Source organism: Atopobium sp. (assembly GCF_034113385.1).
Lineage (GTDB): Bacteria > Actinomycetota > Coriobacteriia > Coriobacteriales > Atopobiaceae > Atopobium.
In genome coordinates this window covers 26655-42934 of record NZ_JAXEXL010000008.1, presented here as the reverse complement: position 1 = coordinate 42934, position 16280 = coordinate 26655, and the positions used below count along the sequence as shown (strand labels likewise).

The following is a 16280-nucleotide window of genomic DNA, read 5'->3' as shown; positions in this document are numbered from 1 at the left end:
GACACATTGTGAGGGCTAGTAGGTTTACTTACTAGCCCTCTCCTTATTTTGTTGGATGTAATACGAGCATATGAGAGGCATACATGGCTGGTATACCCGTGGATAAGAAAAAGCAGCTGAGGACCATTGCCGTCGTTTCCGCTGTTCTCATTATTGTTTTAATTGCTTACCTCTTGGTATTCTCGAGAAAACCTCAGGGCAACAAGAATGATGAATCAATTCGTACCGTTGTTGTCGTCAAGGACTCAATACCTGCGTATGCTCAGATTAAATCCGACATGCTGGAGGAGAAAAAAGTACCAGCAACGGAGCAGAATGCCAATGCCGTTCAGTCTATCAAGGATGTAGAGGGTGCCTATACGCTTGTAGCAATGGTCCCCGGTGAGCCAATCCTTAAGAATCATGTCTCCAAGGCTGATCAAAACGGCATGGGTTCTGGTTTGGGCATTAAGCTTGATGAAGGCACGCGTGCTATGACACTCAAGGTTGATGACGTGTCTGGTATTGCTGGGTTGCTTAAGGTTGGCAACCGCGTAGATATTATGTTTGCCATTAGTGCAGACAAGTCTTCTACTTCAGGCAGCACCACCAATGAAGTAAAGAATGATACGACTGCAGTCTATCTTGTTCAAAATGTGCCTATTTTGGCTTTGAACAAGAACCTTACGTCCGAAAGCAAGCCTTCGGAGGGTAGTTCTACTGCGTCTTCTTCAACAAATATTTCTACCTATTCGGTTGTAACGCTACAACTTACTACCGATCAAGCACAGCAAATAACGGCTGCTATGTCATCAAGTGGCAAATTGTATTTGGCATTGCGTCCTCAGGATGCTGGCGATGCAACAGTACAAACTGCACCTATTAGTACCAGCGATCTTATTATTAAGTAGTGGAGGGTCATCATGGCAACGAACGTATATTTGTATGGTGACGAGTCCGCTTGCAAATCGGTGCTCTATCCCATTTTTACGGGTGAGGAAGACTACAAGATTGTAGGCGCTTGTTCTCGTGAGACTGACGTACTTCGCGGTGTAAGCGGTGCTGGTACTGATGTATTAGTTGTGTATGTAGATGGTTCTGATGCGATACTTCGTGGTGTACAGCAGGTATATGCACTGAGGCCTGGCATCATAATCGTGGGTATTGTTGCGCAATCTGCAATACAAGATGTCAGAACGCTCTCTTCGGGCATTCAATATGCATATGATGAGCGCATGTCCAAAAAACAAGTTCTTGAGCAACTGCATGTTGTACTTACGGTAGAGCGTAGCCGCATGGAAGCCTTATCTGGTGCCATGGTTGTGGCTGATACCAAGTACGTTGGCTTTATTTCTGCCAAAGATGGCGTAGGCAAGACTACGGCGCTTGTAAACACGGCAGTCGCTTTAGCTAAATGCAACAAGAAGGTTGTAGTTGTTGACTGTGATTTGCTCTATGGTGACGTGGGTTGCTACTTTGGTATTGACTCCGGCAACAATGATCTTGGTGAGCTGCTTCAAGAGGTAGGCGAGCCCACCATTGATGATATTCGTCAGCATCTTGTTATTCATGAGTCTGGCGTCAATGTGTTGTGCGGTCCTCGTGGACCAGAGATTGCCGAGAAGATCAGTCCAGCGCAGGTGTCTCGTGTTCTTATGGCCTTGCGCGGGTATTACGATTACGTCTTGGTAGATACAGGCACCACTATTGACGATACTTTTATTGCAATTTCTGAGGCAGTAGGTGACATTTTTGTCTGTGTACGTCCAGATATTGCGGTGCTTAAACACACTAAGACCTTGCTTTCTTTGATGCATAGTCTTGGCATGGCATCAAAGATGAACTTGGTTATTTCTTTTGTAAGTCCAGATACGCGTATTGCAACTAATGATGTGGTACGTGTTCTTAAGACCAATCTTGCCTTTGAGATTCCCTATGACTGGGTAAGCTGCTGTTCTGCCAGCAATAATGGCGTGCCCATTACCTTAAGTGCAGCTAAAAACCCTGTATCACGTGCAGTAATTGATTATGCCGTGCGTATGACGGGAGCTGCTGCAGCACCGCTTGGCCCTCGTCATGGTAAGCGTGGCAAAAAGAGCTTTGGTGGTTCAGTCACCCCATCGGCAGCTGAGGCTGGTCAAGAAACAGGCAAGCGTCGCGGGTTATTTGGTTTAAAAAAGGGACTTAAATGAGTTTAATTGAACGTCTTGAACAGGCACGTACTGGTACCGTAGGCACCGATGGTGGCACTATGCACTTCTCGTCATCAGAGGCTCCTGTGGCGGCGCCTGCAACTAATCGCTATGCCATACTCAAGAAGAGCGTTCAAGCAGAGGTAATCAAACAGGTTAATTCACAAGATCTTGCTTTGGATGTAGAAACCGAAGAGGGTATGCGTGAGCTCATTGCACGCATTTTGATTGCCGAAGCCGCAGAAGTTCCTCGAGCAGATCGTGCTGCTATTGCAGATGACGTATATTCTGAGGTTGCTGGTTTGGGTCCTTTGGACCGCCTGATGGAAGATCCTTCTATTTCCGAAATCATGGTTAATGGCCCCAATCGTGTCTATATTGAGCGTAAGGGAAAATTGATTTTGAGCAACGTTACCTTTGAGGACGATGCTCATGTTGTTCGTATTTTGGATCGCATTGTAAGTAGGGTTGGCCGTCGTGTTGATGAGGCAAATCCTATGGTAGACGCCCGTTTATTGGACGGATCTCGTGTTAACGCCATCATTCCGCCCATTGCTTTGAACGGCCCTTCCATTACTATCCGTCGTTTCTCATCTGCACCTTTAAAGATTTCTAATCTGATTGAAGGTGGCTCGATTAACTACGCTATGGCGTCCTTCTTGGAGTCGTGCGTACGCGGCAAAGCCAACATGGTTGTTTCTGGTGGTACGGGTTCTGGTAAGACTACCTTGCTTAACATCTTGTCAGGCTTTGTTTCTGGTGATGAGCGTATTGTTACCATCGAGGACGCAGCTGAGCTTCAGCTTGAGCAGGACCATGTGGTGTCTCTTGAGTCACGTCCCGCAAATGCAGAAGGTAAGGGCGCAGTTATTATTCGAGACTTGGTAAAGAATGCCCTGCGTATGCGTCCTGACCGCATTATTGTTGGTGAGGTACGTTCTGCAGAGACCTTGGACATGTTGCAGGCTATGAACACCGGTCACGAAGGCTCCCTGACTACGGTTCATGCTAACTCTCCCCGTGATGTTATTTCTCGTATGGAGACCATGATTTTGATGGGTGGCATTGATTTGCCGGTTCGCGCAATTCGTACTCAGATTGCTTCTGCCTTAGATATTATTGTGCAGCAGGCACGCTTCCGTGATGGCTCACGCAAAATCGTGAGTGTTTCTGAGGTTTTGGGTATGGAAGGCGACAACATTACCTTGCAGGATATTTTTGTATTCCAACCTGAGGGTTTGGATGCAGGAGGACGTATTAAGGGTCGCTTTGTGGCAACGGGTATCCGTCCCAAGATTTTGAAGAAGTTTGAGGAATCAGGCATTATGATTCGCGACGAGTGGTTTGTCTAGGCGGTAGCTATGGATACCATCATCATCTTCATACTGGCTGTTTGCGTTCTTATTTTAGGATATTGCGTTTATTTACTACGCTCATCCAATACTATTGCAGAGCGTTTGGAAGAGATAGAAAACTCCGATAACGACAGTTATGCTCAGCGCCCAGCTGATAAGAAAGAAGAGCGTAAACGGATTAAACTGAATATCCAGGTATCTGATCGACTCAGAGAAGAAATCCTCAATTCTGGCATTCAGGTGCGCGTTGAAGAGTTCTTGCTCTTTTGGGTGACGCTTTCATTTGCTGTTGGTATTTTGAGCATGTTGCTTACACGTAATTTGCCTATGAGTACCATAGCAACACTTGCTGCATCTGCAATGCCTCCACTTGGCTTGCGTATTGCTCGCGCACAACGTTTAACAAAGTTTGGCCTGCAACTGTACGATGCCGTGATGCTCCTATCTAATGGATTGCGGGCAGGATTTTCATTTGAGCAGGCTTTATCTTCTGTTGCAACCGATATGCCCGACCCTATTGGTAGTGAATTTGCGCGCGCAGTTGCAGAAATGCGTTTAGGCACACCTTTGGAAGATGCTCTTGAAGGTATTTGTAACCGTACCAATAATGGAGATATGCGTCTGATGACCTCAGCCGTAATGGTACAGCGTCGCGTGGGTGGCAACTTGTCTCAGATTTTGGATAACATTGCTACCACCATTCGCGAGCGGGTTCGTTTACGCAATAAGATTAATGCGCTTACTGCGCAAGGCCGTATGTCTGGCATGATTATTGGTGTTTTGCCTGCAGCTATGTACTTCATTATTTCAGCCATGAATCCTGGCTATATGAAAGCATTTTTTACGTCTGCGCTCGGTATGGCGTTACTCTTGGGTTGCGTAATCCTCGAGCTTATAGCATTTGTTCTTATTCGTAAGATTACAACGATTTAGGAGGTGAACAGTGGAAGGTAGTTTTCTTTTTATACTAGTTTTAGCTGGTATTTATCTTGTTGCATTCTTGATGCTTTCTAAGCGTCTTAAGCATGACCGCATTACAGATCGCTTGGAATCCATTGAGCAGATGGATGCAGCAACTCTTGCAATGCCAAAAGAAGAACCAAAAACGTTTTATCAGCGTGCTTTTAAGCCCTATGTTGATCGCATTATTGTGGTATTTGGTAACGCTATTCCGCTGGACTCCAAATCACAAGAGCAACTCACAAATGATTTGCGCAGTGCGGGCAAACAGCAATCTGCGCGCGAATGGCTTGCTCAGCGCGTCTTGCTGTCACTTATTATGGGTGCTATGGGCTGGGTGTTTTTCAATCCACTGTTTGGCATCATATTTGTGCTGGGCGTTTACATTCTGTCACGCTTTATTCTTAAAGCTCAGATTACGGAGCGTAAAAATCAAATCGAGATGGACATGCCAGGTTCGCTTGATCTTCTCAGCTCTTGCGTAAGTGCGGGTCTTGGTTTTGACCAGGCGCTTCAGCATGTTGTTAATCGTACTGATGGTCCTCTTTCTGATGAGCTTAAAACAACGCTGCGTGAGATTTCTTTAGGTGGGTCACGGCGTGATGCCCTGTTCCATTTAGCTGAGCGTTGTGGAGTAGAGCCCATGCGCAACTTTGTAACTGCTGTTAATCAGGCAGATAAACTGGGTGTTCCTATTGCCAATATTTTGGTTGCTCAGTCAGAGTCTATTCGTGAGTACCGTGCTTCACAGGTAGAAGAACGCGCAGCAAAAATGCCTGTAAAGATGATGCTTCCGCTCGTAGTATGTTTGCTTCCGTGCTTGCTTATTATTTTGCTGGCACCGGCAGCACTCAATATTATCGAGACCTTGCACTTGGGCTAGTTTTGGATTGGTGGGTATTACTAGTCATAAGAGACCGGCAAAATGCCAGAAAAGGAGTATGCGCATACCATGACAGTGTGTATAACCAACAAAGAGAAAAGCTTTAAGGCTGAGGTAGAAGAGGCAAAGAGTTTTTGGTCTCGTCTGCGCGGCCTTATGTTGCGTAAACCGGGGGATGTGCACGGTGGTTTGTTGCTGTGGAATTGTTCATCGGTGCATTGTTGCTTCATGCGTTTCTCGATAGATGTGGTGTACATGGACTGTGCTATGCGTGTGCTCTACAAAGAAGAAATTAAACCGTGGCGTCTTGGCAAGATTGTTCAGGGTGCAAAGCACGTGTTGGAATTGCCTGTAGGCAAGGCAGCGCATATTACTGTGGGCGATACGCTGGTTGTTGAGCCATTGCTGTCGTCTGTGCGTTTGGGTGCAAATAACAAGTAAGAAAGGGGTGCGACATGGATAATACAGCTCGCACAATGGATAGTATGCAGCGTAAAGGTATGGTCGATGCTTCGTTGGAGCAATCTGGCGTATTCGGCCTAGAAAACCCTGATAATTCGTGGTTTTTCTCGGCACCCAAGGAGACATCCCAGGAGTTTGATATGAGCAAGCTTTCCAATGATGAACATGCGAATCGCATGAACCTTATTACAACACTATCCAGCGCGTTTACTGAGGCTGGCACCGAGGATTCGGCTAGCACCGATGTTGCAAATGCTGTGAGGGCCGCGTATGGTATGCAGCCTGTCAAGCCTGCTGAAGCATCTGATGATGAGGCAGCTGTCGATAAAACCTGCAATCTTGCAGGAAATAACGGTGTGCTCATTTCTGGTGGCATGCCTACAACAAGTAGCATGTCTGCTGAGGGAAGTACATCTGTTGCAAACGGCATGCCAACCACAGGTGGCGCGCCCATTTCTTACTTTGATGCCATTGCGCGTACAGCTGCTACAAGCAATGCAGATGACAGTATTTCTATAGACTCGATGACCAGTGACGCTTCTGCAAGCGAAAAGACTGGTACGGATGCAGGAGCAACTATGTCTGAAGCTATCGCACCTACGTTTGACCGTGACGAGATTTCCTTCTCGGGTCTGGTTGATACGCAAGGTCAGCCCACCATTGATTTGCAAAGCGTGCTTAAGCGCTCTGTATTTGGCGGATACTCTCAGGCCAGTGTGCACGATTTGATTGACGAGATTTCTAACTCTGATGCTCAGATGCGTGCTGGTTTTGAACGTCAGATTCAAGATCTTTCTCGTGAGGTTGCAAGTTCCACGAGTGAGTGCAAATTGCTGCGCAGCCAAATGGAGCAAATTGAGGATCGTCGTGCAAAGCTGGAAGCTTCTTTGTCTGATGCGTCCGCTCAGCTAGAAGATGCGCGCGAACAAAGTCGAGACAAGATTGAGCAGCTCGCTGCCGTTCGTTCTCAGTTGGAGCAGGCTATGGACATGAAGTCCAAGCTTGAGCAGGGCGTTATGGAGCTGGAAGCTCATGAGCGCGATGCCGCTGCTCAGATTGACCAGCTCAAGGACGAACTTGGTCGTGTTTCCAGCGAGCTCAATCGCGTTTCTGAAGAGCGCGACACTGCTATGGGTCGTCTTGAGGAAATGTCTGCAAACATGGGTGAGCGTGCGTCCTTGCTTAGGGATGCTCAAGACAAGAACTCTGAGCTCGAGCAGCAAATTGAGGCTCTCACAAGTGAGTTGTCTGCTGCGCAAGAGCAGGTTGCTGGCCACGCAGAACTTATCGAGAAGGTCGAGCAGACCGTGCGTGAGTGCGCAGAACTGTCCGATCATATTGAGGAGCTTTCCCAGACTAATGCTGCTCTTGTGGGCCAAAACAATGCGCTTGCAGCTTTGTGTCAGGACTTTGAGAACGAGCGCACCGCTTTGGTTTCTCGCACAACGGCTGCAGAGAACAGTGCTGCCCGTGCCCAAGATGAGGCTGCGCGCGCTCAAGCAGAGGCCGCTGCTGCCCAGCAGGAGACGGTTCGTGCTCAAGCAGAGGCATCTGCTGCTCAACAGGAGGCCGCTGCAGCTCGGCAAGAGGCTGCGCGTGCTCAGCAGGAAGCTGTTGCTGCTGGGCAGGTTGCTGCAGAGTATGAAGCTGCGCATAAGGCAATCCAACACCGTTGCGATGAACTTGCGGTAACGCTGGACGCAGTTCATAAGCAGTACGAGGCCTTGCTTGCAGACATGGCAAAGACCCGCTCGGATAACGAGAAGCTTACCAAGGCTTTGAGCGAGGCTCAGGCTATGAACAACCATCTTTCCGCGGCATTTACCAAGTCCTACCAGGTAATCAGCACGCTTATGGGTGAGTTTGATACCGTTTGTGCGTATGCCAACCATGCTGTATCTAACACGGCTGTCACCGCTGAGCCCATTGTGTCCAACTATGAGCCCACTGCCTCCGCTGCAAAAGCTTCCACTCTGGATGATACCGCGGAGGATGATGCTACAAACAATGCAGCAAAGCATTTTTGTGGTATGTACGACTCCGCCAACCAGGGTGAATCCGTACACGCAGAAGCACCTTCTCTTATGTTAGTTGACGAGAAACCCGCTGAGCCGGTATCTCATACACTCAGCGCTGAAGAGTATCTGCGTCAGCGCAACTCAGATCACTAAGTCAGGGTTGCTGCTGATAAACACATGTCTACTTTATCAGCTGCACCCTGCATTACCTGTACCTACCTACACCCTGAAGGAGGGGAGTCATGAACGTTAAACCCAAAAAGAGCCATCGCCTACATGCTTGTTTGCGCCGTGCCTTGCGTTACGTGGTACGTAATGAAGAGGGTCAGTCTTTTGTTGAGTTTGCTCTTATCGTTTCCGTTATGTGTCTTCTCGCCTTGGCGCCCATTGACCTTGTTCGGTATGCTTCGCTGCGCATGGCACTTAATGACGCAACGGCCTCATCGCTTTCCAACGTAAACTACGAATCGCTTGCCCAGGGGAACTACCAGGAAAGCATTAACGCATCGCTTCAGGCAGCCGGTCGCAACAAGCTTACCAATCTCCGCGTAAAGTCTATTGATCTTGGAGCTGCAGGTCAGCAATCTTATACCTATCGCGTGTATTCATCCGATAAGGAAAAAGAAGGCAACTTTAACGAGCGCTTTGAAGATCGTCCGTCCAACTACAGCTACCAAACTGTTACCGTACGTACGCAGTGCGAAGGAAGAGCAATTACCCCACTTGGCGCACTGTTTACAGGCGGCATGGATTGGACCATCACGAGTGATTCTATGAGTCGCAACGTGTATGCTAGTGGATATAAGGAGTGATACGATGCAAAGAATAGCAGCACTCCTTCAAAGGGTTTCTCGACAAAGTCATCGTGAAGATGGTCAGGCCCTTCTAGAGTTTGCGTTAGTATTTCCGCTCTTTGTGTTACTTATCTTTGCCACGATTGAGCTGGGCTGGGTTGGCTATCAGCACGTCAGTTTTGATTATGCGTGCAGCCATGCTAACTGGGGCTATGTTAAAGAGGAGTACAAGGACGCGGGCGATTATTCAGATACAGTTCCTACCGAGATTACCAGTGGTGCAGATACTGTGGTCAAAAAAGCTATCACAGATTCTGGCTGGTTTGGCATGGATGCTTCCAAGATTGCTGTTTCTAACGCTCAAGTAACGCTTACGAGTACGACAAGCTCTTTTGACGTGCCAAACTATGACAAAAAACCGCATGATGCTACGCAGTACACGCGTCATATGCATGCGCGTGCAACTATTAGCTATCGCGTAAAGCCGCTGGTGGGGTTATTTATTACAGAGCATGGCATGGAACGCACGATAGATTATGACCAGATTATTGGCCAGCAGAGGCGGAGCTACTAATGAAGTTTGGATTGCGCTATATACGCCAGGTGTGCGCACGCAAAGCAGCAGCCCAGGCTCAAGATGAGCAAGGCAATGTGCTGGTAATGTTTGCTGCTGCACTTGTGGTTATGATTTTCTTTGTAGGTTTGGCCATGGATGCCAGTGTGGTGCTTATGGCACATAGTCGTTTAAATGGTATGTGTCAGCTGGTGGCTCAAGACCGTCTAACGTACCAAGATACGGTGCGCTACAGTGAGCAGCCAGGCACAGATTTTTCTAAATGCATTATAGAAACGCTGGGCGCCAATGGTTTTTCCAACAAAGGCGAGTTTTACTTTACTGAGGATACGCGTACCGAGAATGCACGTCATTATAAAGCACGTATTGTGTTGCATGGATCTTGTGACACCTACTTCCTCAAGCTCTTTGGTTTGCAAAAAATCAACTTTGCTGCTCAGACTGATTTTGACGATACCTATGGTGAGCCCAATGACAACGTAGTTTGGTCTCCTTCAGCTCCTGCGTCATATTATTCTGGTCGTTATACCTTTGATAACGGCTCCGTTACTGGTTTTAATGCAGGTAATCTACCCGATGGATGGACTGTTGCATGAGTGCCACCGTTAAGCGCAATACACAGGTAGGTGCTTATCGTAAGCAGTATGAGCAACAGCGCAAAAACAAAATCAAAGGAATACTTGGTGCGAGCGTTGCCTTTGCAATCTTGGCGTTAGTTGTGTTTTCCTTTTTTAACGCAGTAACCGTCGTAGTGCCTCAGTCTTTAAGTGGTGCCATGTTTCCGCTTTCCCTTAAGTATGGCATTACGCATCTGAGCATGGTTCATGTGCGCGCTGTCCCAGATGCTGAGCTTACCAGCGCTACCATTGCGGATGTTATGAAGCGCGAGGGCGCTAAGCTGTGCATTTGGCCTAATTCCATCAATGATGGACTGGGTACCACGGATAAATTGGGTGATCTTAAAGATGTAGCAGCAAAAAATTATGACCGCTTTATGGTTATGCCCTATTCCACTGCCGTAAAAACTGCCGAGAATGCCAATACTGCAGCTTCTACTTCTGATGCAAATACGTCTGACAACACTGCTGCAAGTACGCAATCTACAGATAATCAGGGTGTAACCAAAGGTGAGGCTTCTCTTAATCACAATGAGCCCGATGGTGCAGAGGCTACCATGGCAGCAATCAAAAATGCCGGTGGCATACCTTCTAATGAAGACCTCAAAAATGGCATCGCAAAAAGTCAGGAAGAGGATCAGACGGAAGCTGCAAAGAAAGCGGAAGAGGCTAAAAAAGAAGCTGCTAAATCTGGAGATTCTTCTCAGCATGCACCTGAGTTTTGGGGCGTTGCCAGCATTCCTTTAACGGGTAATGTAAGCGCCTTTGTATATAATCCCAACTCCTTTAATGATGCCAAAGCAATTGTTCCGCAGTCCAGCGAAGGTGTGGTTGCCCTTGGGCATAGCTATCCTGAGTTGTTCCCGCAAGGTGTAGGCATGTGGGGTCCGTCCGATAAAACCATTGGGTCGTTGGTATTTCTTACGGATTCGTTGGATCAAGGTGATTTGGATTGGACTGTGGCAACGCAGCGATATATGAGTGAGCTATATAACTGGCAAGCCACTCTATCAGACGGTACAACCATTGCGCCTGAAGTCAAATCACTGCCATCCCGCGAGGAGGTTTTATCGTCGTTTAAGGATGGTAAACTTGCTGGGTTTATCGGCAGCTCTGAAGAAGCAATGGAGCTCCAAAAGCAGGGTGTCAACTGTGCATTTATGACTATACCAGGCTCTTCTGATGATAGCCCTGCGGTATTTTATCCTCGCTATTCTGCTTCTGTTTTACCTGACGCAGGTTCTCGCGAGAAGGATTTTCTTAATTGGCTGTTAGCAGATGATGCCCAGGCTTCTTTGGCTCACGATACCAACAGCTTGCAGGCTGCTTACAATCCAGACGAAAATACTACTAAGCCTGCCAACATTTCTTTGCAGCATAAGGCGCGCATTACTTTGTTTGAACGTGCTGATGAACAGCACCGCAAAAACGCGCTTGATGCTGTTAATACTGCCATCTCTCAGATAGGAGGGACTTCTGATGAATAACCGCCACTCCTTACGTACACATATGGTGCGTATGCTTGCTGTCTGTGCCTTGGCAGTGTTTGGCCTTGCTGGTGTATTTACGGTTGTTGCGCCAGCTCAAACTGCATATGGGTCTACCTTAAACGTTGAGGTCATCATAGATAATTATGATGAGCTATCAGACCAGTCAAAAAGCATTGTAGACTCAAGCGGCTTTTCCTACGACTTTAAGTTTTTCTCAGAGGTGCGGCAGCTAGATTACTCGATTAACGGACAAATTCCCGTATCGCCAATTGTGAAAAGTCCAACCCTTAAGCGCGGTGCAAATACTGTTTTTATTTCTAATCGTATTCCGTACTTCTATGTGACGCCCAATGATCGTACTGACTCTCATATAAGTTTTTCTCATATGGAGTTTGGTTCTGGAGCAGCACAGCTATCCTATCCAATGTCATATTATGGTAGAAAATGGGATCTTCCAGGTTATGGCCAATTTACCCAGCTTGCATCTTCTGGCTGGTCTGGCTCTATTAAGTTGCATTTCCGTTATAACGAGGAGCTTGGCCCTGTTAAGCTTCCTAAGCCCGATATTGCCATTAAAACCACTAAACAAATTGACTATTTGGGCGACGGTAACTCTAATGCAGATACTCAGCGTAAGGGTCCCAATGACTATCGTACCTATTTGTCTGCGCAAGCAGCAGATAATTCCAACTTCCCTAAGTATCGTCGTAAAAACTTTATTATCGTGGCTGACGTTTCTGGTTCCATGAGAGAACGCTATTTACATGGTTCTAGTGAGTCAAAGATGGATTCACTCAAGCGTAATCTTTCTACTATGGTCAATAAGCTTGGTACCTTTGATAACAGTAATACGTTTTCTATTCTTGCTTATTCCAATACAGTGCAACCAGTTTTAAATAAGGGCTCCTATCAGCAAGCAGCATGGGCGATTAACCGACTGACAGCTGGTGGTGGTACCAACACTGGTGGCGCTTTAATGGAGGTGCAGCGCTATGTGGACCACAGCCCCGACGTTGACAATGTTTTGCTGTTGGTAACTGATGGTTTGCCCACTGAGATTCCCTATAACTACTTTGGTGCAAGTTATGGTGGTTATAATACTTCGGTAGACGTTGTATACCCAGCAACGCAGCTGTTGCTTAACCAAATTAAGGGTATTGATTCTTTGTACTCCATCTTCATTGGTTCTGGCCGAGGTGCATCGGTATTACAGTCTATTACACAGGGCATAACCACACGTGATGAGAAGGCTGCGTTCTCGGTAAACAGTGACACTGAGATGAAAAACATGCTTGACTCTCTTATGCTACGCCTGAAGAATCCTGAGGTGCACATCACTATCTCCTGCCAGTTGAGTGAAGATGTAACCCTCTATCCCAATTCTTACAAATTGGTAGCAACTGGTGCCGATGGTCGCACTCGTGAGCTTAACTATGGCGTAGATTACACTGTTGCTTTTGATGGCGCTACACGTACGGTTACAGCAACTATTGTTAATAAGGTAAACGAGGACACCAAGTATCGCTTCTCGTTTGATGAACGAACGTCCACAGCTGCTATCAAGAAATGGCTTGCCGCGAATGAGTCATACCCTCATGTAGGTGACGCGGACACTGACTATGATTTGGCGAACCCCACCTCTACGGCAAAGCCGGGCTTCTATGACATAGATAAGGCTGAGGCTCAGGTGAAGTACGTAGCTCAGGATGGTACTAGTACGGGAGAAACCTTCACGTATCCCAAACCTGTTGTCCAAGTATACTTCAAGCCCAACAATAAGGGTAAAGTAAGCGCACATGTGGTGCTGTACAACATGAAGCTATCACCCAACATGTTTATGTTTGAGCTCGTAGATGCAGATGGTAACGTGATTGAAGTCGCTGGTAATGACACAGACGGTAATGTCTACTTTAAGGACATTCCGTACAAACGCGAAGGTACATATACCTATACAATCCGTCCTGTTGTTCCCAAGCCAGGCGAGTCTGGGTTCATGGATAACATGCGCTACGATAACCACACCGTTCCTGTTAAGGTTAAGGTTGAGGTCAAGGACGATGACTTCTCTACGCAGGTTGAGTACGACCCAGATAATATCTACCACGAGAGTTATGGTCTTAAGGGCGTTGTAAACTAGCGAGATGCTTAGTTCTTAGTTACTTAGCGCTGGGGCTGTACGGCTTGTTGTGAGTCGTGCAGCCCTTATTTTTGTCCTATAACCCTAAAGTAACAAAAATAAATGTTGGTTATACTGTAACATTTTACTGGCATTGAACACAATATATGGTATGTTTATAAGGAATTAACCACAATATCTTCTATTCATATCATATTTGAGGTTCACATGAACATTATTAAACGTAGCGGGGCGATTGAGCAGTACGACGGTCAAAAGATTATTCGTGCCTTGCAAAAGGTCTTTGCTGCAACGTCGGAGCACTATAGCCAAGCAGAGCTGGAGCAGCTTCTAACGCAGGTAGAGGCATGTATAACAAAGTCCATGCAGCATGATGGTGCTCAGTGCACTAACGTACAGTGCCCTGACGTGCAGCGCGCTAACGCACGGCGCACCGATGTGCTGTCTACTGAGCCAACGGTGGAGCTTATCCAAGACTTGGTCGAGGAAGCTCTTATGCGTGCCGGTTACTTTAAGCAGGCAAAAAGCTATATCTTGTACCGCTCCAAACGAAGTGAGCTGCGCGCTCAGCGCTCTGAACTCATTCGCCTTGCTGGAGATGATGACCTACTCCCCGTCCTGTTGGATATCGAGAAGGACTTTGAGCAAGAACTATATCCTCTAGATGTTTGGGTTTCTCGTTTTGAAGGTCTAATCAAGTCAGAGATGAACTCTGCTCAACGCCTAGATACCCTGGCACGCGCGGCGGTAGAACTGTGTAACCGTGAGGCTCCACAGTGGAGTTACATTGCTGCTCGCATCAGGGCATTTGCAGCGCATAAGGTGCTTGCACAAACCATGGCGTCTCGCGGCATTTCCAACCTCTATGACAAAATTCAGATGCTGGTGGATGCACATTTATATGGTAGCTATATTTTGGAAAACTATAGCCGCGAAGAAATACTGCAAGCGCAGGAGTTTCTCAATAATGAAAGAGACAAGCTTTTTGACTATGCAGGTCTTGATTTGGTGCTTCGTCGGTATGTTATTCGCTCGCATGAAGGCGAGATTCTAGAGACGCCTCAAGAGATGTTTTTAGGTGTGGCCTTGCATCTTGCTATGAAAGAGGAGCGCAGCAATCGTTTGACCTGGGTGGCTCAGTTTTACAACATGCTCAGCACGTTGGAAGTTACTATGGCAACCCCTACGCTTTCCAATGCGCGCAAGCCTCATCACCAGCTGTCAAGCTGTTTTATTGACACTGTGCCAGACTCTTTGGAGGGCATTTATCGCTCCATTGATAATTTTTCGCAAGTGTCCAAGTTTGGCGGCGGCATGGGCATGTATCTGGGTAAAGTGCGTGCTTCTGGTGGTAGTATCCGTGGTTTTCAGGGTGTAGCTGGCGGTGTCATCCGGTGGATTCGCGTTATTAATGATACTGCCGTAGCCGTAGACCAGTTGGGTATGCGCGCAGGTGCTGTTGCGGTGTATTTGGATGCTTGGCATCGTGATTTGCCTGAGTTCTTGCAAATTCGTACCAACAATGGTGATGACCGTACAAAAGCACATGATGTCTTCCCAGCAGTGTGCTATCCAGATTTGTTTTGGAAATTGGCACAAAAAGATATGTCACAAGAGTGGCACCTCATGGATCCTCATGAAATCCTGACCATTAAGGGGTATGCGCTGGAGGAGTACTTTGGTGAGGAATGGGAGCGCCGCTATCTTGAGTGTGTAGCAGATGCTCGTATTGCTAAGCGCAGCATGCCCATTCGTGAAATTGTGCGCTTGATTATTCGCTCTGCAGTAGAAACAGGTACACCCTTTGCTTTTATGCGCGATACCGTAAATCGTGCCAACCCTAATCCGCATGCAGGCATTATTTACTGCTCGAACCTGTGTACAGAAATTGCACAGAACACCTCTTCTATGGAGACGGTCTCGCGTGAGATTGTGACTGATGAGGGTGACACCGTGGTAGTTACTACTGTTAGGCCTGGTGATTTTGTAGTATGCAATTTGGCTAGTCTATCGCTGGGCAACATTAATCTTGATGACACCCAGCATGTGCGCGGGCTTGTGCATACGGTGGTTCGCGCCTTGGATAACGTCATTGACCTCAATTTTTATGCCTTGCCCTATGCCAAGATTACCAACCACCGCTATCGCTCTATTGGGTTGGGCGTAAGCGGGTACCACCACATGTTGGCTCAGCGGGCTATTCGTTGGGAGAGCGAGGAACACCTGGATTTTGTAGACCAGCTGTTTGAGAAGATCAATCGTTTTGCCATTGAGGCATCCTGCAATTTGGCGGCTGAACGCGGATCATATGAGCTGTTTGAAGGCTCTGATTGGGAGACGGGCGCCTATTTTAAGAAGCGCGCATATACGGGTAAAGAATGGGATGCTGTTCGTGCTCAGGTGGCTACCAACGGGATGCGTAACGCCTACTTGCTGGCCATTGCCCCCACAAGCTCCACGTCTATTCTCGCTGGTACTACGGCTGGTTTAGACCCCATCATGCAATCGTTTTTCTTGGAAGAAAAGAAGGGCATGATGTTGCCGCGTATTGCGCCTGAGCTTTCTTTTAAAACGTACTGGTACTACAAGCCTGCGCACAGCATTGACCAGCACTGGTCTATTCGTGCGGCAGCTATTCGTCAGCGCCATATTGATCAGGCGCAGTCCATGAATCTGTATATTACCAATGACTTTACCATGCGCCAGGTCTTTGACCTTTACGTAGACGCTTGGGCTCGTGGCGTAAAGACCGTGTATTATGTGCGTTCCAAATCTCTTGAAGTAGAGGAGTGCGAAAGCTGTGCGTCATAAGCAATGCC

At 47.3% G+C, this 16280-nt stretch carries 13 protein-coding genes; all 13 read left to right on the top strand.

The genetic code is table 11. The annotated features are described in order from the left end of the window. Positions 1-83: 83 nt before the first annotated feature. The 13 genes from cpaB to SPD80_RS01560 all read left to right on the top strand — a co-directional run bounded on the left by cpaB (position 84) and on the right by SPD80_RS01560 (position 16272). Positions 84-890: a Flp pilus assembly protein CpaB gene (gene cpaB, locus SPD80_RS01620; protein WP_320828180.1), complete on the top strand. Its 807-nt coding sequence runs from the start codon at positions 84-86 to the stop codon at positions 888-890. Between the two features lie 12 nt (positions 891-902). Continuing rightward, complete coding sequence (locus SPD80_RS01615; RefSeq protein ID WP_320606152.1) at positions 903-2171, top strand: AAA family ATPase; 1269 nt, start codon at positions 903-905, stop codon at positions 2169-2171. Next, positions 2168-3523, top strand: a complete 1356-nt coding sequence (locus SPD80_RS01610) for a CpaF family protein (protein WP_320606151.1) — start codon at positions 2168-2170, stop codon at positions 3521-3523. Before SPD80_RS01615 ends, SPD80_RS01610 begins: the two co-directional genes overlap by 4 nt. Positions 3524-3532: 9 nt before the next feature. Further along, a complete protein-coding gene (locus SPD80_RS01605; protein WP_320606150.1) occupies positions 3533-4459 on the top strand; it encodes a type II secretion system F family protein in 927 nt (308 codons plus the stop codon). A gap of 10 nt (positions 4460-4469) precedes the next feature. Then, entirely contained in the window at positions 4470-5369 is a 900-nt protein-coding gene (locus SPD80_RS01600) for a type II secretion system F family protein (RefSeq protein ID WP_320606149.1), read from the top strand. A 69-nt stretch (positions 5370-5438) separates the two neighbouring features. Then, positions 5439-5810: a DUF192 domain-containing protein gene (locus SPD80_RS01595; protein ID WP_320606148.1), complete on the top strand. Its 372-nt coding sequence runs from the start codon at positions 5439-5441 to the stop codon at positions 5808-5810. A 14-nt stretch (positions 5811-5824) separates the two neighbouring features. Continuing rightward, positions 5825-8002, top strand: a complete 2178-nt coding sequence (locus SPD80_RS01590; protein ID WP_320828177.1) for a hypothetical protein — start codon at positions 5825-5827, stop codon at positions 8000-8002. Between the two features lie 89 nt (positions 8003-8091). Beyond that, a complete protein-coding gene (locus SPD80_RS01585) occupies positions 8092-8661 on the top strand; it encodes a TadE/TadG family type IV pilus assembly protein (RefSeq protein ID WP_320605960.1) in 570 nt (189 codons plus the stop codon). Positions 8662-8665: 4 nt separating this feature from the next. Further along, positions 8666-9217 (top strand): TadE family protein, encoded by a 552-nt coding sequence (locus SPD80_RS01580; protein WP_320605959.1) that lies wholly within the window; start codon positions 8666-8668, stop codon positions 9215-9217. After that, positions 9217-9813, top strand: a complete 597-nt coding sequence (locus SPD80_RS01575; protein WP_320605958.1) for a Tad domain-containing protein — start codon at positions 9217-9219, stop codon at positions 9811-9813. The genes SPD80_RS01580 and SPD80_RS01575 overlap by 1 nt, the downstream gene beginning before the upstream one ends. Further along, positions 9810-11321, top strand: a complete 1512-nt coding sequence (locus SPD80_RS01570) for a hypothetical protein (RefSeq protein WP_320828175.1) — start codon at positions 9810-9812, stop codon at positions 11319-11321. Before SPD80_RS01575 ends, SPD80_RS01570 begins: the two co-directional genes overlap by 4 nt. Continuing rightward, positions 11314-13461 (top strand): VWA domain-containing protein, encoded by a 2148-nt coding sequence (locus tag SPD80_RS01565; protein ID WP_320828174.1) that lies wholly within the window; start codon positions 11314-11316, stop codon positions 13459-13461. Before SPD80_RS01570 ends, SPD80_RS01565 begins: the two co-directional genes overlap by 8 nt. 207 nt (positions 13462-13668) lie before the next feature. Then, positions 13669-16272 (top strand): ribonucleoside-diphosphate reductase subunit alpha, encoded by a 2604-nt coding sequence (locus SPD80_RS01560; protein ID WP_320828173.1) that lies wholly within the window; start codon positions 13669-13671, stop codon positions 16270-16272. Positions 16273-16280: the final 8 nt, after the last annotated feature.